The sequence below is a fragment of the Geothrix sp. genome (assembly GCF_030219325.1).
Taxonomy (GTDB): domain Bacteria; phylum Acidobacteriota; class Holophagae; order Holophagales; family Holophagaceae; genus Geothrix.
The window spans coordinates 2,513,491-2,537,176 of record NZ_CP126625.1 but is presented as its reverse complement, the minus strand read 5'-3'; the positions used below and the strand labels follow the sequence as shown (position 1 = coordinate 2,537,176).

19 protein-coding genes and 2 tRNA genes are annotated in these 23,686 nt (G+C 67.8%); 12 read left to right on the top strand and 9 right to left on the bottom strand.

Translation table 11 applies throughout. The features are described from left to right. Positions 1 to 48 precede the first annotated feature (48 nt). On the top strand, positions 49 to 279 hold the full coding sequence (locus QOZ81_RS11360) for a hypothetical protein (protein ID WP_286353645.1): 231 nt from the start codon (positions 49 to 51) through the stop codon (positions 277 to 279). 100 nt (positions 280 to 379) lie between these two features. Here QOZ81_RS11360 and QOZ81_RS11355 read toward each other — a convergent pair whose 3' ends face one another. From QOZ81_RS11355 to QOZ81_RS11340, 4 genes are read right to left on the bottom strand one after another with little or no spacing between them, the layout of a single operon-like run. Next, positions 380 to 625 (bottom strand): hypothetical protein, encoded by a 246-nt coding sequence (locus tag QOZ81_RS11355; protein ID WP_291206520.1) that lies wholly within the window; start codon positions 623 to 625, stop codon positions 380 to 382. After that, positions 622 to 1,338, bottom strand: coding sequence for an SMC-Scp complex subunit ScpB (gene scpB / locus QOZ81_RS11350; protein ID WP_291206523.1), 717 nt, complete (start codon positions 1,336 to 1,338; stop codon positions 622 to 624). The genes QOZ81_RS11355 and scpB overlap by 4 nt, the downstream gene beginning before the upstream one ends. Beyond that, positions 1,335 to 2,267: an archaetidylserine decarboxylase gene (gene asd / locus QOZ81_RS11345; RefSeq protein WP_291206526.1), complete on the bottom strand. Its 933-nt coding sequence runs from the start codon at positions 2,265 to 2,267 to the stop codon at positions 1,335 to 1,337. The genes scpB and asd overlap by 4 nt, the downstream gene beginning before the upstream one ends. Before the next feature lie 50 nt (positions 2,268 to 2,317). Beyond that, positions 2,318 to 3,328: a YncE family protein gene (locus QOZ81_RS11340; protein ID WP_291206529.1), complete on the bottom strand. Its 1,011-nt coding sequence runs from the start codon at positions 3,326 to 3,328 to the stop codon at positions 2,318 to 2,320. A gap of 106 nt (positions 3,329 to 3,434) precedes the next feature. On the opposite strand from QOZ81_RS11340, the gene QOZ81_RS11335 reads away from it, so the two are divergent. The 6 genes from QOZ81_RS11335 to QOZ81_RS11310 all read left to right on the top strand — a co-directional run bounded on the left by QOZ81_RS11335 (position 3,435) and on the right by QOZ81_RS11310 (position 7,826). Continuing rightward, entirely contained in the window at positions 3,435 to 4,583 is a 1,149-nt protein-coding gene (locus tag QOZ81_RS11335) for an ABC transporter substrate-binding protein (protein WP_291206532.1), read from the top strand. Between the two features lie 17 nt (positions 4,584 to 4,600). Then, the gene (locus QOZ81_RS11330; RefSeq protein WP_291206535.1) at positions 4,601 to 5,413 is read left to right on the top strand and encodes a sulfite exporter TauE/SafE family protein; all 813 of its coding nucleotides are present in this window, start codon (positions 4,601 to 4,603) and stop codon (positions 5,411 to 5,413) included. A 30-nt stretch (positions 5,414 to 5,443) separates the two neighbouring features. Then, a complete protein-coding gene (locus tag QOZ81_RS11325) occupies positions 5,444 to 6,457 on the top strand; it encodes a guanosine monophosphate reductase (protein ID WP_291206538.1) in 1,014 nt (337 codons plus the stop codon). A gap of 98 nt (positions 6,458 to 6,555) precedes the next feature. Continuing rightward, on the top strand, positions 6,556 to 7,029 hold the full coding sequence (locus QOZ81_RS11320) for a hypothetical protein (protein ID WP_291206541.1): 474 nt from the start codon (positions 6,556 to 6,558) through the stop codon (positions 7,027 to 7,029). A gap of 119 nt (positions 7,030 to 7,148) precedes the next feature. Then, complete coding sequence (locus tag QOZ81_RS11315) at positions 7,149 to 7,511, top strand: hypothetical protein (RefSeq protein WP_291206545.1); 363 nt, start codon at positions 7,149 to 7,151, stop codon at positions 7,509 to 7,511. Positions 7,512 to 7,640: 129 nt separating this feature from the next. Next, a complete protein-coding gene (locus QOZ81_RS11310) occupies positions 7,641 to 7,826 on the top strand; it encodes a hypothetical protein (RefSeq protein WP_291206548.1) in 186 nt (61 codons plus the stop codon). A 707-nt stretch (positions 7,827 to 8,533) separates the two neighbouring features. On the opposite strand, the gene QOZ81_RS11305 is transcribed toward QOZ81_RS11310, so the two are convergent. Together QOZ81_RS11305 and QOZ81_RS11300 are read right to left on the bottom strand one after the other, a co-directional pair. Next, positions 8,534 to 8,624: transfer RNA gene (locus tag QOZ81_RS11305), tRNA-Ser, on the bottom strand. Between the two features lie 76 nt (positions 8,625 to 8,700). After that, a complete protein-coding gene (locus QOZ81_RS11300) occupies positions 8,701 to 10,149 on the bottom strand; it encodes an aminoacyl-histidine dipeptidase (protein ID WP_291206551.1) in 1,449 nt (482 codons plus the stop codon). A gap of 211 nt (positions 10,150 to 10,360) precedes the next feature. Here QOZ81_RS11300 and QOZ81_RS11295 point away from each other — a divergent pair, with 211 nt between their 5' ends. Both QOZ81_RS11295 and QOZ81_RS11290 read left to right on the top strand, forming a co-directional pair. Beyond that, positions 10,361 to 13,381 carry an ABC transporter substrate-binding protein gene (locus QOZ81_RS11295; protein WP_291206554.1) on the top strand — a complete coding sequence of 1,007 codons (3,021 nt, stop codon included), beginning with the start codon at positions 10,361 to 10,363 and terminating at the stop codon, positions 13,379 to 13,381. Between the two features lies 1 nt (position 13,382). Next, positions 13,383 to 15,488, top strand: a complete 2,106-nt coding sequence (locus QOZ81_RS11290; protein ID WP_291206557.1) for a hybrid sensor histidine kinase/response regulator — start codon at positions 13,383 to 13,385, stop codon at positions 15,486 to 15,488. Between the two features lie 77 nt (positions 15,489 to 15,565). On the opposite strand, the gene QOZ81_RS11285 is transcribed toward QOZ81_RS11290, so the two are convergent. Then, positions 15,566 to 15,655: transfer RNA gene (locus QOZ81_RS11285), tRNA-Ser, on the bottom strand. A gap of 62 nt (positions 15,656 to 15,717) precedes the next feature. Between QOZ81_RS11285 and QOZ81_RS11280 the strand changes: the two genes are divergently transcribed. After that, positions 15,718 to 16,776 (top strand): DUF2891 domain-containing protein, encoded by a 1,059-nt coding sequence (locus QOZ81_RS11280; protein WP_291206560.1) that lies wholly within the window; start codon positions 15,718 to 15,720, stop codon positions 16,774 to 16,776. A gap of 5 nt (positions 16,777 to 16,781) precedes the next feature. Here QOZ81_RS11280 and QOZ81_RS11275 read toward each other — a convergent pair whose 3' ends face one another. Together QOZ81_RS11275 and tadA are read right to left on the bottom strand one after the other, a co-directional pair. Further along, the gene (locus QOZ81_RS11275) at positions 16,782 to 18,605 is read right to left on the bottom strand and encodes a diguanylate cyclase (protein WP_291206563.1); all 1,824 of its coding nucleotides are present in this window, start codon (positions 18,603 to 18,605) and stop codon (positions 16,782 to 16,784) included. Between the two features lie 10 nt (positions 18,606 to 18,615). Then, the gene (tadA, locus tag QOZ81_RS11270) at positions 18,616 to 19,068 is read right to left on the bottom strand and encodes a tRNA adenosine(34) deaminase TadA (protein WP_291206566.1); all 453 of its coding nucleotides are present in this window, start codon (positions 19,066 to 19,068) and stop codon (positions 18,616 to 18,618) included. A gap of 294 nt (positions 19,069 to 19,362) precedes the next feature. Between tadA and carA the strand changes: the two genes are divergently transcribed. Beyond that, positions 19,363 to 20,445: a glutamine-hydrolyzing carbamoyl-phosphate synthase small subunit gene (gene carA, locus QOZ81_RS11265; RefSeq protein WP_291206569.1), complete on the top strand. Its 1,083-nt coding sequence runs from the start codon at positions 19,363 to 19,365 to the stop codon at positions 20,443 to 20,445. Further along, positions 20,438 to 23,668, top strand: coding sequence for a carbamoyl-phosphate synthase large subunit (gene carB, locus QOZ81_RS11260; RefSeq protein ID WP_291206572.1), 3,231 nt, complete (start codon positions 20,438 to 20,440; stop codon positions 23,666 to 23,668). The genes carA and carB overlap by 8 nt, the downstream gene beginning before the upstream one ends. Positions 23,669 to 23,686: the final 18 nt, after the last annotated feature.

Genomic DNA, 23,686 nt, shown 5'->3' with positions numbered 1-23,686 from the left:
GTATAAACTCGATTTTTGCGATCTATTTTTCCACCCCGGGAGCACCCCATGGATCTGAGCCAGGACCAGAAAGCCTTCTACGAGACCACTCGGGAGCGCTGCCGCTCTGAGGTCTCCCAGATCAACAACACCATCGCCTCGGAAGTCCAGCGCGTGAAGGACCTGCTCACGAGCCTCAGCAACCGCAAGACCGCCGTGCTGCAGATGTACGGAGCCGCCTGCGAAGTCCTGGGCGAGGAGAACGACCTCGCGGAAGAGTCCATCGAGATCGAGTTTTAAGCGCCCGCCGGGTGGCGGAACGCGCTCCAGTGGAGCGCGTGAAGCCGGGACCCGGCGAGAAGCTTATGCCACAGGACCTTGAGGCAGGCCTGACTGCCAGCTAATCCACCCGCATCAGCGGCGCTGCGCACTTCTGGCAGTTGCTCTGGTGCGGGGGATTCTTCTTCCCGCAGTGGCTGCAGATCTGCGTCTTGGCCTGCTTGCGCCGCAGGATCCGCAGGTAGAGGATCCCGAGGATGACCACGAGCAGGATGCCCTTCTGCCACGGCTGGAGGAAGAAGCCCGTGGGGCTCTCCACCTTGGGCTTGGCGGGCTGACCTTCGAGGCTGAGGGTGGGCTGGTTCATGCCGGCAAGTCTCCGTCGGAAGCGCTCGACTCAGGCTCCTCCATCAGTCCCTGGCCGGGTTCTGGTTCCAGGTCGGTGATCATGGCGCCTTCGCCGAACAGGCCGTCCTCGGGCAGGGGCGGTTCGAGAGCCGCCAGGGCCTCGGCCTCGAGGCGGCCCTCGCCGAAGTCCTCGAGGCGGGGCAGGTCGTGGAGGCTCTTGAGGCCGAAGTGCAGGAGGAAGGCCTGGGTGGTGGCGTAGGTCATGGGGCGGCCCACGACGGGCTTGCGGCCCGCGGGGGTGATGAGCTGGCGCTCCATGAGGCTCTTCACCTGATTGGCGCTGCTGGTGACGCCGCGGATGGCGTTCAGCTCGGTGATGGTGACGGGCTGGCGGTAGGCGATGATGGCCAGGGCCTCGATCTGCGCGGGCGTGAGCCGGCCGCTGCGGGTGGTGGTCACCAGCCGCGAGACCATTTCCCGGTAGACGGGGCTGGTGGCCATGCGCCAGCCGCCGCCCACTTCGAGCAGGCGCAGGCCGGAGGCGCCCTGGAGCCGTTCCTGCAGCTTCTCGATGCCCTGCTGCAGGGCGCCATCGGCCAGTCCGGTCAGCTCGCGGAGGCGTGCCAGATCCAGCACCTCGCCGGCGGCGGTGAAGAGGGCCTCCAGCGCGCCGGGCAGGTCGCCGCCTTCGTCCCAGAGGGGATCCTGATGAAAAATGTCGACGTCGTTCACCGGTACGCCCCCAGCCGCTGACCCATCTTCACATCCCCCGAGGTGCGGACCGCCACCCAGTTCGCGGCCCTGGGACCGCCCACCAGCAGCACCACGGTCGAGCCGAACTCGAAGGTGCCGAGGTCGTCGCCCGGCGCGCAGGGCAGGTGGTTCACCTTCCAGCCCCCATCCTTCGGCAGGGCGCGCCCCTCGAGCCAGCGGGCGTCGATGACCACTCCCCCCACGTGCGTGGCGCCCACCAGGATCGCGGCGACCTCCAGGCCTTCGCAGGCGCCCGTGCCGAGGGCCGTCCAGCCGGCCCGGCGGTTCCGCTCGTAGAGGCGGGGGACGTGGCCGGTGCTGGCGTCGTTCACGGGCCAGAGCTCCCCCTCGACGCGGCTGACGGCCTCGACCCGGCCTTCCAGCGGCACGTGGATGCGGTGGTAGTCCTTGGGCGACAGGTAGAGGGTGAGGAAGTGCCCGCCTTCGAAGCGGGCGGCTTCTGGATCGTGCTTGAGCAGCTCGGTGATGCGGTACGGCAGGCCCTTGGCCTGGATGGCCAGGCCGGCCTCGATGCGGCCGCTGGCAATGATGCGGCCGTCCACGGGACTGTTCACGAAGCCCGGGATCACCGCTTCCTGGGGCCTGAGGCCGGGCTTCAGGCGCCGGGTGAACAGGGCCTGGAGGCTGGCGTACTCCTCCAGGGGGAACTCCGCCTCGGCCAGGTTGATGCCGTAGTGGCCTGCGAAGCGCCCCAGCAGGGGCGTCCGCCACCCTCTGGGAAGGGCGCGGGTGGCGGCCCAGCCCACGACCTGGGAGCCCAGCTTCTTCGGGTAGAGGCCTAGGGCCCGCAGGGAAAAGGGCCCCGGCGTCCACAGCATCACGTAGACCACCCAAAGCAGGGCTAGGACGAGCGCAAGTCGCGCGGGCGAAGGCCAGGACAGTTGCATTTCATCAGGATATACGATGGGCCGGCGTGCCGACCCACCTGAAGCCCGACCTAGCGTCCCACCACCAGAATCTGGAAGCTGTTCGGCACCATGGCGGGGCGCGGCCTGGGCGTTTCCGGGGTTGGCGCCGGCGCCGCACTGAAGTCGGCCGCCGGGAGGTAGATCCGGTGCGTCTTCTCGTCCAGAGCCATGGTCCTGGCGCTCTTCCTGGTGGGGACCACGGCCAATGGTGCGTACTTGTCCGGGCCTTCCTGGCGGATGACGGTGAGGGTGCCTTCCCCGTTGGAACTGAAGGCCAGCCCCAGCTCGGCGTCGTAAGCGGCCGCATCCGCACCGGCTCCGATCGCCGGCGTGGCCACGACTTTCCCGGACCCGGTGTCCACCACCGCCATGAGCTTGTTGCCGCCGACGATGAAGAGCCGGTGGTGCTTCAAGTCGATGGCCATGCCCGTGGGATCCTCGATGGGCGCCAGGGACCAGCGCTTTTCTATGGTGAGTTTCGTGGCGTCGATGACGGCCACTTCTGCTGAATCCTCCAGGTTCACGAACACTCGGCCCTGGTTGTCCGTGGCGGCGAACTCGGGCTTGTGGCCGAAGGGGATGGTGCCCACCACGGCGCCATTGCGGGCATCGAACACGGTGGCGTTCTTGCCCCGCCCGTTGAAGCTGAACACCCGGTTGGAGAAGGGATCGAAGAGGATGGCGTCGGGCCCCTCGCCGGTGGCCTTGACCTGGCTGAGCACTTCGAGGGTCGAGAGCTTGAAGATGGTGATGGTGTTGCTGCGGCCGTTGCTGGTGAAGCCGCGATCCAGGGCCGGTGCCAGCGCCACGCCGTGCACGCCATCCGTGCCGGGGATTTCACCGGCGGATTTGCCATCCAGATCCAGCACCATCACCCGGTCGGACCTGGGCACATAGATGCGCTTGGCGGAGCTGTCGAGGGTGACGTAGTCCCAGCCGCCAGATCCCGCCACAGGCAGGGACTTCACGGTATGGAAGCCCGCTTCCGGCGGGGCCGCCAACAGGCCAAGGGACAGGATCGGGGCCAGGAAAACGCGCATGGGAAACCTCGGGAGAGTCGTTCAACCTACCACGCATGACGAGGCACCTGTGTGCTAATCTCCCGGCCAGCATCCAACCCCCATGCACCTTTCATCAGGAGCCGTCATGAAGCACGGAGTCCTCACTTCCCTGGTGGCGTTCGGGCTGGTCCTCCAGGCCCAGACACCGCTGAAGATCGGCGTCATCAACTGCGCCACGGGCACCCAGGCGCCCATCGGCGAGTACATGAGCAACGGCTACAAGCTGGCCCTGGAGGATCTCCAGAAAAAGGGCATCAAGGTGGAGCTGGTGATCGAGGACGACACCGGCAAGCCCCAGGTCTCGATGTCGGCCATGGAGAAGCTGGTCACCCGGGACCGCGTGGTGGGGGTGGTGGGCCCGTACAGCTCCGCCTGCGCCAATGCCGTGTCCAAGCTGGCGGAGAAGTACAAAGTATCCCTGCTGGTGCCGGTGGCCTCCAAGGAGGACATCACCCGGCAGAACCAGAAGTACGTCTACCGCCTCAGCGCCACGACCGAGGACTACGCGTCCATCCTCATCTCCATGGCCCAGAAGCTGGGCCAGCCCAAGACCATGGCGATCCTGAACGAGAACACGGATTTCGGCACCTCCGGCGCGAAATCGGCCAAGGCCTATGCGGCCCAGGTGGGCATCCAGGTGGTGATGGAGGAGGCCTACGCCTCGGGTTCCCCCGACTACCGCTCGACCCTGGCCAAGATCAAGGGCGTGAAGCCGGATCTCGTCTTCATGGTGTCCTACGTGGCCGACGGCATCCTGCTCATGCGGCAGGCCCGGGAAGTGGGGCTGACGCCCCAGGCCTTCCTGGGCGCCGGTGCGGGCTTCGCCTCCTCGGAATTCGCCCGGGAGCAGGCCATCTCCAACAACGTGTTCTCCAGCACCCAGTGGACGACGGACGTGAACTGGCCCGGCGCCAAGGACTTCGGCAAGCGCTACAAGGCCAAGTTCGGCAAGGACGAGGTGCCCTACCACGCCGCCAACGCCTACGCGTCCATGATGGTGATGGCCGAGAGCGCCGCGAAGGCGGGCGGGGACCGCGAGAAGTTGCGGGCCATCCTGAACGACGGCAAGTGGAACGGCATCATGGGTGCGGTCCAGTTTGTGGACTACAACGGCTACACGAACCAGAACAAGCACCAGATGCTGGTGGAGCAGATCCAGAACGGCAAGCACGAAACCGTGTGGCCACCGGAGTACGCTTCGAAAAAGCCGGTCTTCCCCTTCAAGTGGAAGTAACGCACTTCTGAGGTGCGGTGCCTCCTGTCATCGTGGATGGCATGAGCATCCTGCCGATCATCACCGTCATGGCCGCGGCCTTCACCGCCGGGGCGATCAACTCCATCGCGGGGGGCGGCACGCTGGTGTCATTCCCCGCGCTGCTGGGCATCGGCCTCACGGGCCAGCAGGCCAACGTCACCAGCACCCTCGCGCTATGGCCCGGCTCCATCGGCGGCTTCTGGGGCCACCGGGAGGACCTCGCCGGCATCCGGGCCTTCGCCATGCGCCTGATGCCGCCCTCGCTCATCGGCGGGGCGCTGGGCGCCTGGCTCATGCTGGTCACGCCGCAGAAGGTCTTCGACCAGCTGGTGCCCTGGCTGATCCTGGCCGCCACGGTGCTCCTGGCGGCCAACGATCCCGTCAGCAAGCTGCTGAAGCGGATCCACGGTCACGAGCGGACGCCGGGCTGGTGGATCGCCGCCATCTGCTTCCAGTTCATCGTCGGGATCTATGGCGGCTATTTCGGCGCGGGCATCGGCATCCTCATGCTGGCGGCCCTGAGCCTGCTGGGGCTGACCGACATCCACCAGATGAACGGCCTGAAGAACCTGCTGGCTCTCTGCATCAACGGCATCGCCATCTTCGCCTTCATGGCCATGGAATTCCTGCGGCATCCCGGCAACGCGAAGTGGATGCTGGTGCTGCCCATGGCCGTCGCGGCGGGCCTGGGCGGGCTCTTCGGTTCCCACATGGCCCACCGCGTGGGCCGCACCACCGTGCGGGGCGGGGTGGTCGTCATCGGGTTCATCCTGTCGGCCTGGTACTTCTACAAGACCTACGCCGCCTGAAGCGTTCGATCCCAAGCATCAGGAGGGTCCATGTCCGAGACCGCCATCACCTTCGACGACGTCCTCCTGATCCCGGCCTACAACCACCATGAGTCCCGCCGGGTCGTGGACATCGGCATGACCGACAAGTCCGGCAAGCTCAAGCTGGGCCTCCCGATCCTGACCGCCAACATGGACACGGTGACCGAGGACGCCATGGCCAACTTCGTGGGCGAGCGGGGCGGCATCGGCGTGCTGCACCGCTTCGTATCCGTCGAGGAGAACGTGGCGATGTTCAAGCGCTGCCGCTACCCGGCCTTCGTGTCGGTGGGCACGGCCGAGGCCGAGCTGGAGCGCATCGAGGCTCTGCGGGACGCGGGCGCCGACTACCTCTGCGTGGACGTGGCCCACGGCCACGCGAAGTACGTGGGCAAGATGGTGAAGCGCATCCGCCAGATGGCGCCCAACGCCTGCATCATGGCGGGCAACGTGGCCACCTACGCTGGCGCCGACTACCTGGCCTCGGTGCACGCCGACATCATCAAGGTGGGCATCGGTCCGGGCAGCGTCTGCACCACGCGCATCAAGACCGGCTTCGGCGTGCCCCAGCTCAGCGCCATTCAGGAATGCGCCCGGGCCGACCGGTCCATCGTGGCCGATGGCGGCATCCGCACGCCCGGGGACATCGTGAAGGCCCTGGCCTTCGGCGCGGACTTCGTGATGATCGGCGGCATGCTCGCCGGCACCCGACCCACGCCCGGTGAGCCCATCCTGGACGCGAAGGGCAACCCCTCCCACAAGGTCTACCGGGGCATGGCCAGCAAGGAGGTGGCCGACGACCACCTGGGCGGCCTCACGGGCTGGAAGACCGCCGAGGGCGTGGCCACCAAGGTCCCCTACCGGGAGGACGAGGACGAGATCCTCGCCGACATCGTCGGCGGGCTGCGGTCGGGGCTCACCTATGCCGGTGCGAACACCATCCGGGAACTCCAGCGCAAGCTGAACTACGTGATGGTCTCCCCCGCGGGGCGGGTCGAGAGCCTGCCGCATAAGACCCTGGGCTGACGGCGCCCCGGTGCCGTGGCTCGTCTAGATCTTTCGGATCTGTTCGGATCCCGGACGAAGGCCTACCCTGGGGGTCGACCCCCATCCCTGGAGACACCATGCGACTGCTGCTTGCAGGATGTTTCGCCCTGGGCCTCGCTGCCGCGCCCCCTCCCGATCCCACGGAATGCGTGGCCTGCCACGACACCATCGATCTCGCCAAGTTCAGGACGCGGACCCACGGGAAGCTGGGCTGCGTGACCTGCCACACGGCCATCACGACCCTTCCCCACCCCGAGAAGCTGCCGCCGCCCCTGTGCGTGCGCTGCCACGATCACGAGGGGCAGGACTACGCCAACAGCGTCCATGGCGTCGCGCGCAAGCAGGGGAAGGACCACGCCCCCTCCTGCATGACCTGCCACGGCCACGCCCATGACATCGTGCCCCGGAGCAACCCGGCCTCCAGGGTGGCCTGGAAGAACATGGACGCCACCTGCGGGAAGTGCCACGACCAGGAACACCTGAAGAAGCTGTCCACCCGGCTGCCCCACCGGGCCTCGCGGATGGACCTCAAGAAGATGCCCGGCAAATAAGGTCGAACCCCAGGTCCACCTGATCGATCGGTCTGGAATGCCCGATCAAGAAGGGGTTGTTTTCTTGGATGCTATTCGTAAAATAGCGGCAAGATGCAGTGGATACTGTGGAGAATTTCATGGTGGTCAAGAATCTGAATGGCCATTCAATTGCCTCCTGCGGCTGCGGCAGCTGGCTGAGCCACTGGCGAAGCTATGGAAAGCCCAGCGAGGATTTCTCCCGCCGGCAATCCTGTTCCGTCGTGACGTGCAGCAACCCCATCGAGGAGGGCGGACGGGTCCAGAAGGAGGTCCTGGAGGGCATGAGGGCCCTGGGCATGGTGGGTGACGCCTCGTGGTACATCGTGCCCCTCTGCAGCGAGTGCAACCGGAAGCGGGGTGCGACGCTGCTCGTGGAGAATGGGTGCGGGTTGGCTTCAGCGCGGGTCGAAGAGACCTGCGGTGTGGGCGTGATCGGGGATCCAACCACCCAGGGCACCTAGGCATTTCATTCCGTTGGCTGAAAACGAATTATGCTGGTTTTTACCTTCTGGATGCGAGATGCCGATTGGTGAGGGCAGATACCTGCTGTTAACCTTCCCCTCACAAATCCATCCAAATCCGGAGGAACCATGCCGCCCGGAAACGCGCGTACCAAGCTGCCTGTGAAGGTCATCGAGAGGGCCACGGCCGAGGCGTGTCTCGCCATCGCCCAGAAGGTCCAGCACGCCCGGGAACTGGCCGGGGATGAGGCCGGATCCGAGGCCGCCCGCCAGGTGGCCCGGGTCATCGCGGAGGAAGTGCTCCGGGTCGGGTGAGGGACCGTGGCCGGGCGGCCTCCCGTCGGTTCCGGCACCCGGAAGTCGACTCCTGGAGCGTCTTCCAGGCTGGCAGTGAGCCTTTTCTGGTCCGGATAAAATTAATGCCCATTCGGGCATCGGGTGACGTATTGTGGTGATCAACAATTGCAAACAGCCACATATCGTCCGGAGGCCGCATGGCTACGCAGGAATCCGACAAGAGCAGGTATTTGATCTGGGCCTACCTCGGTGGGGTGGTCGTGGTTTCCTACCTTCTGCTGAAGGTGATCATGTGGATGGACGGGGTCAAGTAAGCCCCGGCGCCACCTGAAAGAAGCCGCCTTGCGGCAGCTTCGATCTGGCGGAGAGTGGGGATTCCCTCCAGGGCCACCGCTGCGCGGCGTCCCTTCCGACCGCACGAATCACTCGGCTTTCTGTCTCCCCGAGCCAGAAAGCCGGTGATTCAGTGAATTCGAATCCCCTCTCACCGCCGCCATATGAAGGACTCCCCGGAGAGCTGAAGGATGATCCATCAGGGGGATTCCCTCCAGGGCCACCGCTGCGCGGCGTCCCTTCCGGCCGCACGAATCACTCGGCTTTCTGTCTCGGGTCCGACAGCCCACTGGGCTGTCTCCCCGAGCCAGAACGAAAGCCGGTGATTCAGTGACTTCGAATCCCCCACTCTCCGCCAAACAGAAAAACGCCCCCGAACGGGGGCGCTTTTCTGGCGGAGAGTGAGGGATTCGAACCCTCGGTAAGCTTTTGACCTACACACACTTTCCAGGCGTGCTCCTTAAACCACTCGGACAACTCTCCATGGCTTCCACGAAAAGGCGGAAGCAACAAGGCTATCACGGCCCCTGGCTTCGGCCAAGGGCCGTGATCGGAAGGGCTACACGGCCTCCAGGACGGCCACCAGCAGCTTCCAGAAGTTGCCCACGGAGGGCACGCTCACGTGCTCGTCGGGGGTGTGGACGTCCCACATGCTGGGGCCGAAGGAGACCATCTCCATGCCGGCGTATTTCTCGCCGATGAGGCCGCACTCCAGGCCGGCGTGGATGGCCATGATCTCCAGGGGCTTGCCGAAGACGGCCTGGTTGGCGTCGTTGACGATGCGGACCAGGGAGGCTTCGGGCTCGGGCTTCCAGCCGGGGTAGCCGCCGGAGGTGTGGGAGTCGAACCCGGCCAGGGCGCAGGTGGCGGCGATCCGATCGGACAGGGCCACCTTGGAGGCGTCGATGGAGCTGCGGGTGAGCAGGTTCACCTCCACCGCATCCTCGCGGGTCTCGATGACGCCGAGGTTGGTGGACGTCTGGACCAGTCCCTTGATGTCGGGGCTCATGGCCTCGACGCCGTGGGGCAGGGCCAGCAGCAGATGGATGAGGGCGTCGGCATCGGTGCCGGACATGGGGTGCGCGGGGTCGCCGGCTTCGAGGGCCAGGTGCAGACCCGGGTCGAAGGCGCCGAGGGCGGCGCGCCAGTGGGCCTCGTGGTGGGCGAGGGCCTCGCGGAAGGCCTGTTCCCTGGCGGGATCCAGGAAGATCATGGCCGAGGCTTCCCGGGGGATGGCGTTGCGCTTGTTGCCGCCCTTGATGGAGGCGAGGGCGAGCCCGAACTCGGGCTTCAGGAAGCCGAGGACCTGCGCCAGCAGGCGGATGGCGTTGCCGCGGCCACTGTTGATGTCGATGCCGGAGTGCCCGCCCTTGAGGCCGAACACCTTCAGGCGGTAGGGGCGGCTGCCCGCGGGGGGGGCCGTGCGGGCCAGCTTCCGCGACGCGATGGTGTCGACGCCGCCGGCGCAGCCGATGGTCAGGAACCCCTCTTCCTCGCTGTCGAGGTTGAGGAGGAACTTGGCCTTCAGGCGGGCGGGCTGCAGGCCGTTGGCGCCGGTGAGGCCGGTCTCCTCGTCGATGGTGATCAGCGCCTCGATGGGGCCATGGGCGATGTCCCGGCTGGCCAGCACCGCCAGGGCGGCGGCCACGCCGATGCCGTTGTCGGCGCCCAGGGTCGTGCCCTTGGCGCGGAGCAGGTCGCCGTCCTTCCACACCTGGATGGGATCCTTGGTGAAGTCGTGGTCCGTGCCCTCGTTCTTCTCGCAGACCATGTCCACGTGGGCCTGCAGACAGATGGTCGGGTGGCCCTCCTTCCCAGCGGTGGCCCGCTTGCGGATGATCACGTTGCCGACCTCGTCGCGCTCCACGTCGCAGCCCAGGGCCTTCGCCTGATCAGCCACCCACGCGGCTGCCTCGGCCTCGTTCTTGGAACCGCGGGGGATCTTCGACAGCGCGAGGAAGTAGGACCAGATGGTCTGCGGTTCGAGGGATTCGAGCAGGGCGTTCACGGAGCCTCCCAGGGGTCACCGGCCCACGGGTCGACCGGGGCCAGGGATCCAGGGTACCGGGGGGGCCTGGATGCAGGCGTGACGCGCATCACGATGGAAGACCTGGCGGTGTGGATTAACCTTCATGGATCTCAGCCGACGGTCCCAGCGAGCCGATGCCGTCCAGGCAGCGTGATGTTCCCCGAAATCGCCGTCCCACCCCAGGGTTCCCGTGCGACGCCCCCTCTCATCCTTCTGCCGATTCCTCGCGGGGGTGCTGTCGCTTGCCTTGGCCACGGCCCTGCAAGCTGAGCCGCCCCGGAAGGTCACGCTGCAGCTGAAGTGGTCCCACGCATTCCAGTTCGCCGGCTACTACGCGGCGCAGGCGAAGGGCTACTACGCGGCCGAGGGCCTGGACGTGGCCCTCCGCGAGGCGGGGCCCAAGCGCCTGCCGTTGCCGACCGTTGAAAGCGGCGAGGCGGAGTTCGGCGTCAGCGACATGGAGGTCTTCCAGGCGTACCAGGAGGGGCGCCCCCTGGTGGCCCTCGGCGTGGTGTTCCAGCACTCGCCCTATACGATCATCGCTCTGCGCCGGAGCAGCATCATGCGGGCCTCGGATCTGGCCGGGCGCCGGGTGATGTTCGCGGGGAACCAGGGGCAGATGGAGATCTTCGCCATGCTGCAATCCGAGGGGATCCCGCCGGAGCGGATGAAGGCCGTCCCCCACAGCTGGAACCTGGATGACCTGCTGACCGGGAAGGTGGATGCCATCTCGGCCTACATCACCGACGAGCCCTTCACGCTCGAGGCCAGGGGCGCGGAGCTGAGCCTGATCCGGCCCTCGGACTACGGGATCGACTTCTACGGGGACCTGCTCTTCACGACGCGGGCGTTCGCCGAGAACAATCCAGAGCTGACCGAGCGGTTCCGTCGGGCCTCCTTCCGGGGCTGGGAATACGCCATGGAGCATCCGGCCGAGCTCATCGACCTGATCCTGGCCATGCCGGGGGTGCGCGAGGGGGGCGGGACCCGGGTCAAGCTTGAGCACGAGGCCCGGAGCATGAAGGAACTCGTGCTGCCCGGGCTGGTGGATGCGGGGCACATGAACCCGGGCCGGTTCGCGCGGATCGCCCAGGCGGCCGTGAACCTGGGCGTCCTGAAGTCCGTCCGCGACCCCAGGGACTTCCTGTTCGAACCTTCCCGGCCCGTAGGTAAGGCCCTGCTGAAGTGGACAGGGCTGGGGCTGGCCGCGGTGCTGGCGGCGGGGCTGGTGGGCACGCTGTGGATCGTCCAGCTGCGCCGGCAGGTGGACTCGCGGACGAGGGCCCTGAAGGGGGAGGTCGAGCACCGGCGGGAAGCGGAGGCGACCCTGGCCGAGCGGGAGCAGCGGTTCCGCCTGCTGGTGGAGAACCTGCCCGCGGGCGCCGTCTACATCGATGAAACCGGTTTCTACCCCAATGTCGCCGTGGAGCAGCTGACGGGCTACGACCGGACCCAGCTCTCTGATTTCGACGCCTGGCTGCGCATCCTCGATCCCCAGGGGGGCCTCCGCGTGCAGCAGGCCTACACGTCCAAGCGCGACGCCCATCCCGTGACCCCCCTGTCCGCCCAGGTGCTCCGCCCTGATGGCGGCAGGCGGAACGTCGAGATCAGCATGCGCGTGCTCTCGACCTGCGAGGTGTGGCTGGTCGTGGACGTCACGGCGCGGGTGGAGGCCGAGGCGGCACGGCGGGCCAGCGAGGACCGCTACCGCGGCATCTACCAGAACTCCCCGGACCTGATCAAGGTCCTGCGGGTGGCGCCCGGGGGGGAATTCCTCTTCGAGGGGGTGAATCCGAGCTTCTCGGCCACCTTCGGAGTCACCCACGAAGAGGTATTCGGGAAGCCCCCGCAGGACTGTCTTCCCAGGGCGGTGGCCGACTTCATCACGGGCAACCTGCAGCGCTGCGTGGCCGCCGGCCGGAACCTCAACTACGAGGAGGTGCTGGACCTGCCCGCCGGGAAGCGGGTCCTGCTCACCCAGATGGTGCCCATCCGGGACCCCGAGGGCCGCATCTACCTGCTGGCCGGCATCAGCCGGGACGTGACGGACGAGCGGCGCTCCCACGAGGCGCTCCGCCAGGCCCAGAAGCTGGAGAGCCTCGGCGTCCTGGCCGGCGGCATCGCCCACGACTTCAACAACCTCCTCAGCGCGGTGCTCGGCAACCTGAACCTGGCCCAGATCAAGCTGCCGCCGAACGCCCCGTCCGAGCCGTACCTGAAGAACATGGAGAGCACGATCCTGCGCGCGGCCGACCTCACGCGGCAGATGCTGGCCTATTCCGGCAAGGGCCGGTTCGTCGTCGAGCCGCTGGACCTCAGCCGCCAGGTGGAGGAGATCACGCACCTGCTGTCCGTCTCCATCTCGAAGAAGGTGGCCCTGCGCTACGACCTGCTTCCGGGCCTGCCTGCCATCGAGGCCGACGCCACCCAGGTCCAGCAGGTGATCATGAACCTCGTCACCAACGCCTCGGAGGCCATCGGCGACAGGGAGGGCATCATCACCATCGCCACGGGCACCCGGGACCTGGATCAGAGGGCCATGGACTTCCTCTTCGCCGGGCAGGAGCTGGAGCCGGGCCGCTTCGTGACCCTGCAGGTGTCGGACACGGGCTGCGGCATGTCCCCGGAGACCCTCTCGCGCATCTTCGATCCCTTCTTCACCACCAAGACCTCGGGCCGGGGGCTGGGGCTGTCCGCGATGCTGGGCATCCTGCGTGGCCACCAGGCCGGCATCAAGATCTACTCCGAGCCGGGCAAGGGCAGCACCTTCCAGGTCTACTTCCGGGCGATGGAGGCCGCGCTGCCCGTGGCCGGGGATCCGCCGCCGTCCATGACCGTGCCCTTCCAGGGGAGGGTGCTCCTGGTCGATGACGAGGAGGATCTCCGCGCGAGCATCGCGGCCATGCTGGAGCACCTGGGCTTCCAGGTGGATGCGGCCCGGGACGGGCAGGAGGCCGTCGAGCGCTTCAGCCCCGGCGTCTACGCCCTCGTCCTGATGGATCTCACCATGCCCCGCCTGGACGGGAAGGAGGCCTTCCGGCGGATGAAGGAGGCGGATCCTTCGGTGCGGGTGATCCTCTCCAGCGGGTACAACGAACAGGAGGCCATCCAGCAGTTCCTGGGCCGGGGGCTCGCCGGCTTCATCCAGAAGCCCTACCAGCTGAAGACCCTCGTGGAGGCCCTGGAAAAGGCCCTGCGGTACGGGGGCTGAGATGAAGCGCCTGCTGGAGCGCCTGCAGCGTTGGTTGAGCCTGGGTGAGGGGTCGACGATCGAACGGCGCCTGTTCCGCGGGCTCACCCTGACCGGCGGCCTGCTGTCGATCCTGGTGGTGGTCCCCCTGAACTTCCCCCAGAGCCTGCCGGGGTTCGTGAACGGATCGGTCCTCGCCTTCGGCGTGCTCTGCCTGGGCCTGTTCTGGGCGACCTTCCGCGGGCACTACGGCATGAAGCTCCTTTTCTTCCTCCACCTGGCGAACCTCGATCTCGTCTGGTTCGGCAACGGGGGATCCCAGGGCAGCATCGGCATGTTCCTGATCACCGCGGCCATGTACCTGGTGATCTTCTTCAAGGGGCGAACCCGCTGGGTCATGCTCGGGCTCTACCTGGTCAATGGCCTGGCCCTCCTCTGGGCGGAGCGGCTGCGCCCGGGCCTCGTCTGGCCCTTCCCGCACCCCGAGGGCCGGTTCATCGACATGGTCACGGGCTTCACCCTGTCCAGCGTGGTGTGCGTGATCATCCTCTGGGTGGTCCTGAAGGAGTACCACCAGGAGCGTGAGCGCCTCCGCGAGGCTTTGGCCGCCCAGGAGGAGAGCGAGGCCCGGTTCCGCTCCCTGGTGGTGAACGCCCCCCTTCCCATCGCGCTCTCCAACGCGCAGGGCGCGGTGACCTACGTGAACCGCCGGTTCGAGGAGGTGCTCGGCTACACGCTCGAGGACCTGCCGGACCTGGAGGCCTGGTGGACCAAGGCCTACCCCGATCCCGAGGTACGGGAGCGGGTCTCGACCCGGTGGGAGGAGGCCACGGCCCAGGCCGCCGTCCGGGGGATCCCCGTGCCTCCGGCGGAATTCCCCGTGACCCGCAAGGATGGCGGCCTGGTCTACCTGGAGATCCAGGCGGCCCTCGTGGGCGAACACCTGCTCGTCATGTTCACCGATGTTTCCGAGCGGCGGCGGGGCGAGGAATCGCTGCGCCAGACGCAGAAACTGGAAAGCCTCGGGGTGCTGGCCGGCGGCATCGCCCACGACTTCAACAACCTGTTGAGCGCCATGCTCGGCAACCTGAACCTGGCCCAGATGAAGCTGCCCATCGGTGGTGCTTCCGGCCCCTACCTCGAGAACATGGAAGGCACCATCCGCAAGGCGGCGGAGCTCACGCGCCAGATGCTGGCCTATTCGGGCAAGGGGCGCTTCGTGGTGGAACCCGTGGACCTCAACCGGCTGGTGGCGGAGATCACGCACCTGCTGGCGGTATCCATCTCGAAGCGCGTGCGCCTGGAATACGATCTCGCGCCGGGGCTTCCGCCCATTGAAGGGGACTCGGCCCAGCTGCAGCAGGTGGTGATGAACCTGGTCACCAACGCCTCCGAGGCCATCGGCGAGACGGAGGGCGTCATCCGGATCGCGACGGGGCTCAGCGATTTCGGCGAACGGGAAATCGAGTCGGTCCTGCCCGGCCAGGGTCTGGAGCCCGGCCCGTACGTCACCCTGCGGGTCTCCGATACGGGGTGCGGCATGGAACCCGAAGTCCAGGCCCGGATCTTCGACCCCTTCTTCAGCACCAAGGGATCCGGCCGGGGTCTCGGCCTCTCGGCCATGCTGGGCATCATCCGGGGGCACCGGGCCGGCCTCGAGATCCACTCGGATCCCGGTCACGGCAGTGTCTTCCAGATCCATTTCCGGGCCAGCCGGGCCAAGCTCCCCGACTCCCGCGGGATCGAGATGGGCGCCCACAAGGACCGCTTCCACGGCAAGGTGCTCCTGGTGGACGACGAGGCCGACCTGCGGTTCAGCTTCGGCAGCATGCTCCAGCACCTTGGCTTCCAGGTGGTGGCCGCCCGGGATGGCTTGGAGGCCCTGGAGCGCTTCCAGAAGGGCGAGTTCGCCCTCGTCTTCATGGACCTGACCATGCCGCGGATGGACGGCCAGGAGGCCTTCCTGCAGATGAAGGCCCGCGACTCCGAGGTGAAAGTGATCCTGGCCAGCGGCTACAGCGAGGGTGAGGCCATCGAGACCCTGCACGGACTTCGCCCCGCCGGGTTCATCCAGAAACCCTTCAGCCTGCAGGCCCTGACTCGCGCCGTGGAGCGGGCGCTGGGGTAGGGCGGAGGCCAGCATTTCAGTGACTTCGAATGCCTCTCTCTCCGCCAAAAAGATAAGCCGCCTGGCGGCGGCTTATCTGGCGGAGAGAGAGGGATTCGAACCCCCGAACAGGTTTCCCCGTCTCCGCATTTCGAGTGCGGTGCCATCAACCACTCGGCCATCTCTCCGGAACGACCATTCTAGCAAACCGCCCGGTAGAATCCAGCCTTCGGAGGCTTCGATGGGCTGGATGGGGCGTGCATTCCTCGGATTGACGGTTGTGGCGGCGACCCAGGCCCAAGAGGTTGAACTGGCCCTGACCGATGCCGCGGCCGATCGCTTCGCGGCCCTGGCGCTTCGCTGCGTGCGACAGGAATACCCCAACAAGCTGGACCACGTGATGAACGGGGCCGGCGAGGTGAAGTCCCCGAAGGCCCTGCATCCGGCGTTCTACGGCTGCTTCGACTGGCACTCGTCGGTGCATGGGCACTGGATGCTCGTGAAGCTGCTGCGCGAGCACCCGGGAATGGCCCGCGCCACCGAGATCCGCGCCGTGCTCGACGAGAACCTGAGCCCCGAGCGCATCGCCCTGGAGGTGGCCTACCTGGGCGAGGACAACCGGCGCAGCTTCGAGCGCACCTACGGCTGGGCCTGGCTGCTGAAGCTCTCGGCCGAGTTGCGGACCTGGGACGATTCCTCGGCCCGGCGCTGGGCCGAGGCGCTGCAGCCCCTGGCCGACGAGCTGACGGGGCGGTTCATGACCTTCCTTCCGAAGCAGACCTACCCCATCCGCACGGGCGTCCATCCCAACACGGCCTTCAGTCTGGATCTGGCGCTGGACTACGCCCGGGCCACCCGCGATGCCCGCTTCGAGGCCCTGATCCGCGAGCGCGCCCGGGACTGGTTCGGCCTGGACCGGCGTGGGCCCCTGGCCTGGGAGCCGGGCGGGGAGGACTTCCTCTCGCCCTGCCTGGAGGAGGCGGCCCTGATGTCGAGGCTGCTGCCCGCACCCTCCTTCCGCCGCTGGCTGGATGGCTTCCTGCCCGGCCTGTCGGGCGGCCTCGTCCCGGCGGTGGTCTCGGACCGCACGGATCCCAAGATCGTCCACCTGGATGGGCTGAACCTCAGCCGGGCGCGGGCCCTCCGGCGGATTGCGGCGGCGCTGGGGGCGGCGGATGCGCGGTCCGCTGGACTGCTCCGGCTCGCGGATCGCCACGCCCGGGCCTCGCTGCCCCACCTCGCCTCCGGAAACTATGAGGGAGAGCACTGGCTGGCCACCTTCGCCGTGCGGATGCTGGCGGAGCGCTGACGGCTCTATGCCCCCGCGGGAGGCATGCTGTCGGGTCCCGTGGCGCTGACCAGGTGGGCGAAGTAGGCCCGGTCCTCGGTCAGGATGTGGCCCTTCACCAGGTCCAGCGCGAGGAAGGTGATCAGCCGGCCGAAGTCCAGCTGGCCGGCCTTGACCTCCGCCTGCAGCTTCCAGGCCTTGGAGAGGAGGGCCGCGTGGACGATGGCATGTTCGGCCAGATCGGGGTACCGGGCCTGCCGCAGCAGGGCCTCCTCATCGTGGAAGTGCTGGGCCGTGTGGGCGAGCAGGGTCTCCAGCCGGAGCGACACCTCGGTCAGGGGGCGGTTCTCGGTCAGAGTGGACATCAGGGTGCTGGCCAGGCGGAACAGCCGCTGGTGTTGGGCATCGACCAGGGCATGGCCGCTCGAATAGGTGTCCTCCCAGATCACCTCGAGCAGGGAGCGCTCCGAAGAGGGCTCTCCTTCGGGACCCTCGGGCGCCGGGGCGGCGATGACGCGGTTCCGGCCCTCGGCCTTCGCCCGGTAGAGCGCCTGGTCGGTGCGCTCGATCCATTCCTCGAGCCCTTCCCCGATGGCATACTCCGACACGCCCAGGCTCATGGTCACGTGGCCCACGTCCGGGAAATCGATGGCCTCGATGGCCGCGCGGAGTTTCTCCGCCAGGCCCAGGGCCCCCTCGAGGCGGGTGGCCGGGGTCATCACGAGGAATTCCTCGCCCCCCCAGCGCACCAGCGAGTCCGAGGCCCGGAGGTGCATGCGGACGGTCTGGGCCGTGCCGGCCAGCACCGCGTCGCCGGCGCCATGTCCATGGGTGTCGTTGACGCGCTTGAAGTGGTCCAGGTCGAACATCAGCAGGGAGAGGGGGTCGCGCCGACGGTGGGCCAGGGCGATCTCGGGCATCACTGCCTCCTCGAAGCGGCGTCGGTTCCAGGCGCCGGTGAGGCGGTCCGTGGCGGCGGCCTGCTCCAGCTGGTCCAGGGCCCGCTGGAGGCTCCGGTTGGCCAGCTCAGAGGACTGCCGCGCCTCGCTCAGCTCCCGCAGCCGCGCCGACAGCTCGGCATTCCGCTGGGTCACCAGGGCCTCCAGGGTCGAGGCCTGGCTTGCGACCACCGCGAGCTGGGCCCTCTGGGCCGCCTCGGTGTCCTTGCGGAGCTCCATCATGCGGCTGAGCATGGCCCAGCCCAGGGACATGGCGAGGACGACCAGCGCGAGCTGGAGGATCGTCAGGCTCAGAGAGCTGCCCATCCATCGGGCCGACAGGGCCCACAGGGTGGCGCAGCAGACCAGCAGGGCCATGGTGGCCGCCACGAGGGCCCCCGCGATCCGCAGCCCTTCCCGCCGCGCGCGCAGCCCCGCGGTGAGGGTCAGGAGGGCCAGCAGGGGCGCCAGCAGGCCGAGGATGATCTCGGCCAGGCGGTGGAATCGGGTCGAGGGCAGGAGGGCCGCCAGGGCGATGACCAGGGTGGTGAGGGCGGTGAGGCGCCGGATGTGGGCCAGGCGGCGGGCCCCGGGCGAAGCCGCCAGGAGCGCGGCCGTCACCCGTTCCCAGATGGCGAGGCAGAGGCCACCGAGAATCAGGGAGGCAGGATGGATCCAGGGCATCAGGGCCGGGGGGAGCATGGAGGCCAGGAGGCCGCTGTAGGCGATCCAGGCGGCGGCAGCCACCAGGCCGAACATCCCCGCCTGGCTGAGCACGCGGTCGCGCAGGGGGCGGTAGGCCAGGATCGACAGCAGCGCCAGGGCCACCAGGATGCCCGCCAGGAAGGCCTGGAGGGCGAGGGGCAGCGGGGAAGGCAGCGCCGGGGTGCTTGCGGATGGGAGGGTCAGCATGGCGACTCTCTCATCGGCGCCGTTTGAAGAATGCTTGGATCTGGGCGCGGCACTCCGGTTCGAGGAGTCCCCCCTCCAGGCTGAAGCGGTGGTTCAGGGCGGCCTGGTCCAGCGTCTCCAGCCAGCGGCTGACGCCCACTTTGGGGTCGGAGGCGCCGAACACCACGCGCCCCACCCGGGCGTGGATGAGCGCGCCGAAGCACATGAGGCAGGGCTCCAGCGTCACGTAGAGCGTGGCGCCGGTCATGCGGTAGTTCTTGGTCCAGGTCCCGGCGCTGCGCAGGGCCAGCACCTCGGCGTGGGCGGTGGGGTCGTTCAGCTTCACCGGGTGGTTGTGGCCCCGGCCCAGCAGGCAGCCTTCGGACACGATGACGGCTCCGACCGGGACCTCGTCCAGGCTGTCCGCCTTCTCGGCCTCCTCGAGGGCGAGCTTCATGAAGTAGATGTCGTCACCGGACCACATCCATTCAGTGTGTCGCAAACCGGCGCGGCTGCTGATAGGGCAAACCCTGTATTCGACGGGAACTCACCCAGGTCGCCGCTCTGTTTCCGTCTCGCCACCCTGCAAGGGCCAAAGTCCATCCGCTATGTCGGAAACAAAGGAGCAGTATGGCCGAATTTCCCTTGAAGAAAAAGGCTGATCCTCGCAATTCGGGGTCGCTACACTCACCTTGGTCCTGCATGGACCGAGTCATTCTCACGACCCCGCGGCGGCCCGGCCTCCGCGGGGTTTTTGCCAAGCACGGGCGGAGGCTACATGCGCGCGCACCTGATCCTGAAGGACGGCACCATCTTCCGGGGGCGGGCGCCGTTGGGCTTCGGGGGCGGGGGCGAGGCGGTCTTCACCACCGCCATGGCGGGCTACCAGGAGATCCTCACGGATCCCAGCTTCGCCGGGCAGATGGTCTGCATGACCTTCCCCGAGCAGGGCATCTACGGCATCCACGCCGACCTCAACGAGGGCACGCGGCCCTGGGCCACGGGCCTGCTCTGCCGTCGCCTCAGCTTCGCGCCGGATCACCACCGCTGCGAGGGCGACCTGCCGGCCTGGCTCAAGCGCCACCACATCCCCGTGATGAGCGACCTGGATACCCGGGCCCTGACCCAGCACCTGCGCGACCAGGGCTCCCAGCCCTCGCTCATCTGGACCGAAGTGGACGGCAGCCTCGACGCGGGCGTGGCCAGGGCCAAGGCCCTGCCGGACATGACGGGCCAGGCCCTCTGCGGCGCCGTGAGCTGCAAGGACCGCTACGAGCTGAACCCAGGCGGTACCTTCCGCGTGGCAGTGCTGGACGGCGGCATCAAGCTCAGCATCCTGGACCAGCTGGTGGGTGCTGGCCTGCACCTCGAAGTCTTCCCCTGGGACGCGCCCGCCACGGAGCTCACCGACAAACGCTTCCACGGCCTCTTCCTCAGCAACGGCCCCGGTGACCCCGCCGCGCTGCCGGGCATGCAGAAGGAGGTGGAGGCCTGCATCGGCCAGCTGCCCATCTTCGGCATCTGCCTGGGCCACCAGCTGCTGGGCCAGGCCTTCGGGGGGCAGACCTTCAAGCTGAAGTTCGGTCACCGCGGCGCCAACCAGCCTGTGCATGACCTCATGACCGGCCGCATCGAGATCACCGCGCAGAACCATGGCTTCGCCGTGGACGAGGCCAGCCTGCCCAAGGACGTGGAAGTCACCCACCGCCACCTCAGCGACGGCACGGTCGAGGGCCTGCGGCACCTGCGGCTGCCCATCTTCTCGCTGCAACACCATCCCGAAGCCAGCCCCGGACCCCACGACGCCCACCCCGCCTTCAACCGGTTCGTCGCCATGCTCCAGGAGTTCCACCATGCCTAAGCGGACCGACCTGAAGAGTGTGCTGGTGCTGGGTTCGGGCCCCATCCAGATCGGCCAGGCCTGCGAGTTCGACTACTCCGGCACCCAGGCGCTGAAGGCGCTGCGGGAGGAGGGCATCCGCACCATCCTGCTGAACTCGAATCCGGCCTCGATCATGACGGACGCCAGCCGCGCCGACGCCACCTACATCGAGCCCCTGACGCTGGGCGTGCTGGAGAAGGTGATCGAGGCCGAGAAGCCTGACGCCATCCTGCCCACCGTGGGCGGCCAGACGGCCCTGAACCTCGCCATGGAGGCTCACGAGAGCGGCCTGCTGGAGCGCACGGGCGTGCTGCTCATCGGCGCCCAGCCCGAGGCCATCAAGCGCGGCGAGGATCGCCAGCTCTTCAAGGCGCTCATGGACGACCTGGGCCTGGAGACCTGCCGCGGCGGCTTCGCCCACAACATGGGCGAGGCCCGGGACCTGCTCAAGCTCACCGGCTTCCCCTCCATCATCCGCCCCAGCTTCACCCTGGGCGGCAGCGGCGGCGGCATCGCCTACAACGTGGACGAGTTCGAGACCATCGTGACCCGGGGCCTGGACCTGAGCCCCACCAAGCAGGTGCTCATCGAGGAGAGCATCCTGGGCTGGAAGGAGTTCGAGCTCGAGGTGGTGCGCGACCTCGACGACAACGTCGAGGTGATCTGCTCCATCGAGAACTTCGACCCCATGGGCGTCCACACCGGCGACAGCATCACCGTGGCGCCTGCGCTCACGCTGACGGATCCCGAGTACCAGAAGATGCGTGACGCGGCGCTGGCCGTCATTCGTGCGGTGGGCGTCGAGACGGGTGGTTCCAACATCCAGTTCGCCCTGGAGCCCGAGACCAGCCGCATCATCGTCATCGAGATGAACCCCCGCGTGAGCCGCAGCTCCGCGCTGGCCTCCAAGGCCACGGGCTTCCCCATCGCCTGGGTGGCCACCAAGCTGGCCCTGGGCTACCGGCTCTGGGAGCTGCCCAACGCCATCACCCGCATGACCAAGGCGGCCTTCGAACCCGTGCTGGACTACATCGTGGTGAAGATGCCCCGCTTCACCTTCGAGAAGTTCCCCCAGGCCGACAAGGTGTTGGGCACGCAGATGAAGAGCGTGGGCGAGGTCATGAGCATCGGCCGCAGCTTCCAGGAGGCCCTGCAGAAGGCGGTGCGCTCCCTGGAGGAGGGCCACAAGGGCATCTCCGGCGCCCTGGAGGGCAAGCTCGACCTGGGCCGCCTCAAGGAGCACCTCATCATCCCCGGCGCCCAGCGCATCTTCTGGATCTACCACGCGCTCAAGGCCGGGCACAGCGTGGAGGAGATCCACCGCCTCACCAAGATCACCCCCTGGTTCCTGCGCGAGATCGAGGAGATCGTCGTGCTGGAGGGCCGGCTGCGCAGCTTCCCCGTGGACCGCCTCCCCGAGGAGCTGCTGGAGAAGGCCAAGCGCGCCGGTTTCGCCGACAACCAGATCGCCGTGTTCTGCTCGGGCACCGAGGCTGAAGTGGCCGCCCGCCGCGAGTCGCTGGGCCTGCGGCCCGCCTACAAGCGGGTGGACACCTGCGCGGGCGAGTTCAGGGCCGAGACGCCCTACCTCTACGGCACCTGGGAGGAACGCAGCGAAGCTCAGCCCACGGACCGGCCCAAGGCCATCGTGCTGGGCAGCGGCCCCAACCGCATCGGGCAGGGCGTGGAGTTCGACTGCTGCTGCGTGCAGGCCGTGGAGGCCATCCGCGCCAGCGGCGTGGAGGCCATCCTCATCAACTGCAACCCCGAGACGGTCAGCACGGACTTCGACACCAGCGACCGCCTCTACTTCGAGCCGTTGACCTACGAGCACGTGAAGGCCGTGGTGGACCGGGAAGGGCAGGGCGGTCACCTGCTGGGTGTCTTCGCCCAGTTCGGCGGCCAGACGCCGCTGAAGCTGGCGGAGCCGCTCCACAAGGCCGGCGTGAAGCTGCTGGGCACGCCACTGAACACCATCATGGATGCCGAGGATCGCGAGCGCTTCGGCCAGGCCCTCAAGCGCCTGGACATCCCCGCCCCGCAGTGGGGCATGGCCACGAGCTTCGAGCAGGCCAAGGAGGTGGCCCACCGCCTGGACTACCCCGTGATGGTGCGGCCCAGCTTCGTGCTGGGTGGCCGGGCCATGGCCGTGGTCTTCGATGACGCGGGGCTGGAGAAGTACATGCGGGAGGCCGTGGCCGTGAGCAACGACCAGCCCGTGCTGCTGGACCGCTTCCTGGACGGCGCGCAGGAGCTGGACATCGACGTGGTGTGCGACGGCGAGGACGTGGCCATCGCGGGCCTGCTGGCCCACATCGAGGAGGCCGGCATCCACAGCGGCGACAGCTACGCCGTGATCCCGGCCCTGGGCGTGCCCGAAGAGATCCTGGAAACGGTGGCCGGCTATGCCCGGAAGCTGGCTCTGGATCTCGGCGTGCGCGGCCTCATGAACCTGCAGTTCGCCGTGAAGGATGGCATCGCCTACTGCCTGGAGGCCAACCCCCGGGCCAGCCGCACGGTGCCCTTCGTGAGCAAGGCCACGGGGGTGGACTGGGCCGGCGTCGCCGCCCGCATCGGTCTGGGCCAGAGCCTGAAGCAGCAGGGCATCACCGATGGCGTGCCGAGGGCGGTGTCGGTGAAGGGGGTGGTCTTCCCCTTCGCCAAGTTCCCGGGCGTGGATCCGGTGCTGGGCCCCGAGATGAAGAGCACGGGCGAGGTCATGGGCATCGGCGCCACCTTCGGCGAGGCCTACGCCAAGTCCCTGCTGGCCGCGGGCATCCCGCTGCCGCTCTCCGGGACGGTCTTCCTCACCGTGAACGACAAGGACAAGGCCCGCCTGCCGGAGCTGGCCCAGAAGCTGGTGGCCCTGGGCTTCGGCCTCTGCGCGACGGAAGGCACGGCCCGCACCCTGGAGTCCGTGGGCCTCAAGGTGCGCCGCATCTTCAAGGTGAACGAGGGCCGCCCCAACGCCGTGGATCTGCTGAAGAACGGCGAGGTGCAGTGGGTGATCAACACGCCGCTGGGCCGCGACGCCTTCTTCGACGAGGGCTCCATCCGCAAGGAGGCCCTGCGCCTGAAGATCCCCTGCCTCACCAACCTCAGTGCCGCCTTGGCCGCCTGCGAAGCCGTGGAGACCCTGCGCGGCGACATGAAGGTGCGGGCCCTGCAGTCGCTGCGAAGCCAGCCACTTGGTGAAAAATAGACATCAACTAGTTTCGAC

Coding starts and splice junctions, on each gene's coding strand:
- QOZ81_RS11315 (WP_291206545.1), top strand. CDS start 7,149: ATGGTGGTCAAGAATCTGAATGGCCATTCAATTGCCTCCTGCGGCTGC.
- carA (WP_291206569.1), top strand. CDS start 19,363: ATGCGCGCGCACCTGATCCTGAAGGACGGCACCATCTTCCGGGGGCGG.
- tadA (WP_291206566.1), bottom strand. CDS start 19,068: ATGTGGTCCGGTGACGACATCTACTTCATGAAGCTCGCCCTCGAGGAG.
- QOZ81_RS11360 (WP_286353645.1), top strand. CDS start 49: ATGGATCTGAGCCAGGACCAGAAAGCCTTCTACGAGACCACTCGGGAG.
- QOZ81_RS11275 (WP_291206563.1), bottom strand. CDS start 18,605: ATGCTGACCCTCCCATCCGCAAGCACCCCGGCGCTGCCTTCCCCGCTG.
- QOZ81_RS11335 (WP_291206532.1), top strand. CDS start 3,435: ATGAAGCACGGAGTCCTCACTTCCCTGGTGGCGTTCGGGCTGGTCCTC.
- QOZ81_RS11280 (WP_291206560.1), top strand. CDS start 15,718: ATGGGGCGTGCATTCCTCGGATTGACGGTTGTGGCGGCGACCCAGGCC.
- QOZ81_RS11290 (WP_291206557.1), top strand. CDS start 13,383: ATGAAGCGCCTGCTGGAGCGCCTGCAGCGTTGGTTGAGCCTGGGTGAG.
- carB (WP_291206572.1), top strand. CDS start 20,438: ATGCCTAAGCGGACCGACCTGAAGAGTGTGCTGGTGCTGGGTTCGGGC.
- asd (WP_291206526.1), bottom strand. CDS start 2,267: ATGCAACTGTCCTGGCCTTCGCCCGCGCGACTTGCGCTCGTCCTAGCC.
- QOZ81_RS11320 (WP_291206541.1), top strand. CDS start 6,556: ATGCGACTGCTGCTTGCAGGATGTTTCGCCCTGGGCCTCGCTGCCGCG.
- QOZ81_RS11310 (WP_291206548.1), top strand. CDS start 7,641: ATGCCGCCCGGAAACGCGCGTACCAAGCTGCCTGTGAAGGTCATCGAG.
- QOZ81_RS11340 (WP_291206529.1), bottom strand. CDS start 3,328: ATGCGCGTTTTCCTGGCCCCGATCCTGTCCCTTGGCCTGTTGGCGGCC.
- QOZ81_RS11325 (WP_291206538.1), top strand. CDS start 5,444: ATGTCCGAGACCGCCATCACCTTCGACGACGTCCTCCTGATCCCGGCC.
- QOZ81_RS11355 (WP_291206520.1), bottom strand. CDS start 625: ATGAACCAGCCCACCCTCAGCCTCGAAGGTCAGCCCGCCAAGCCCAAG.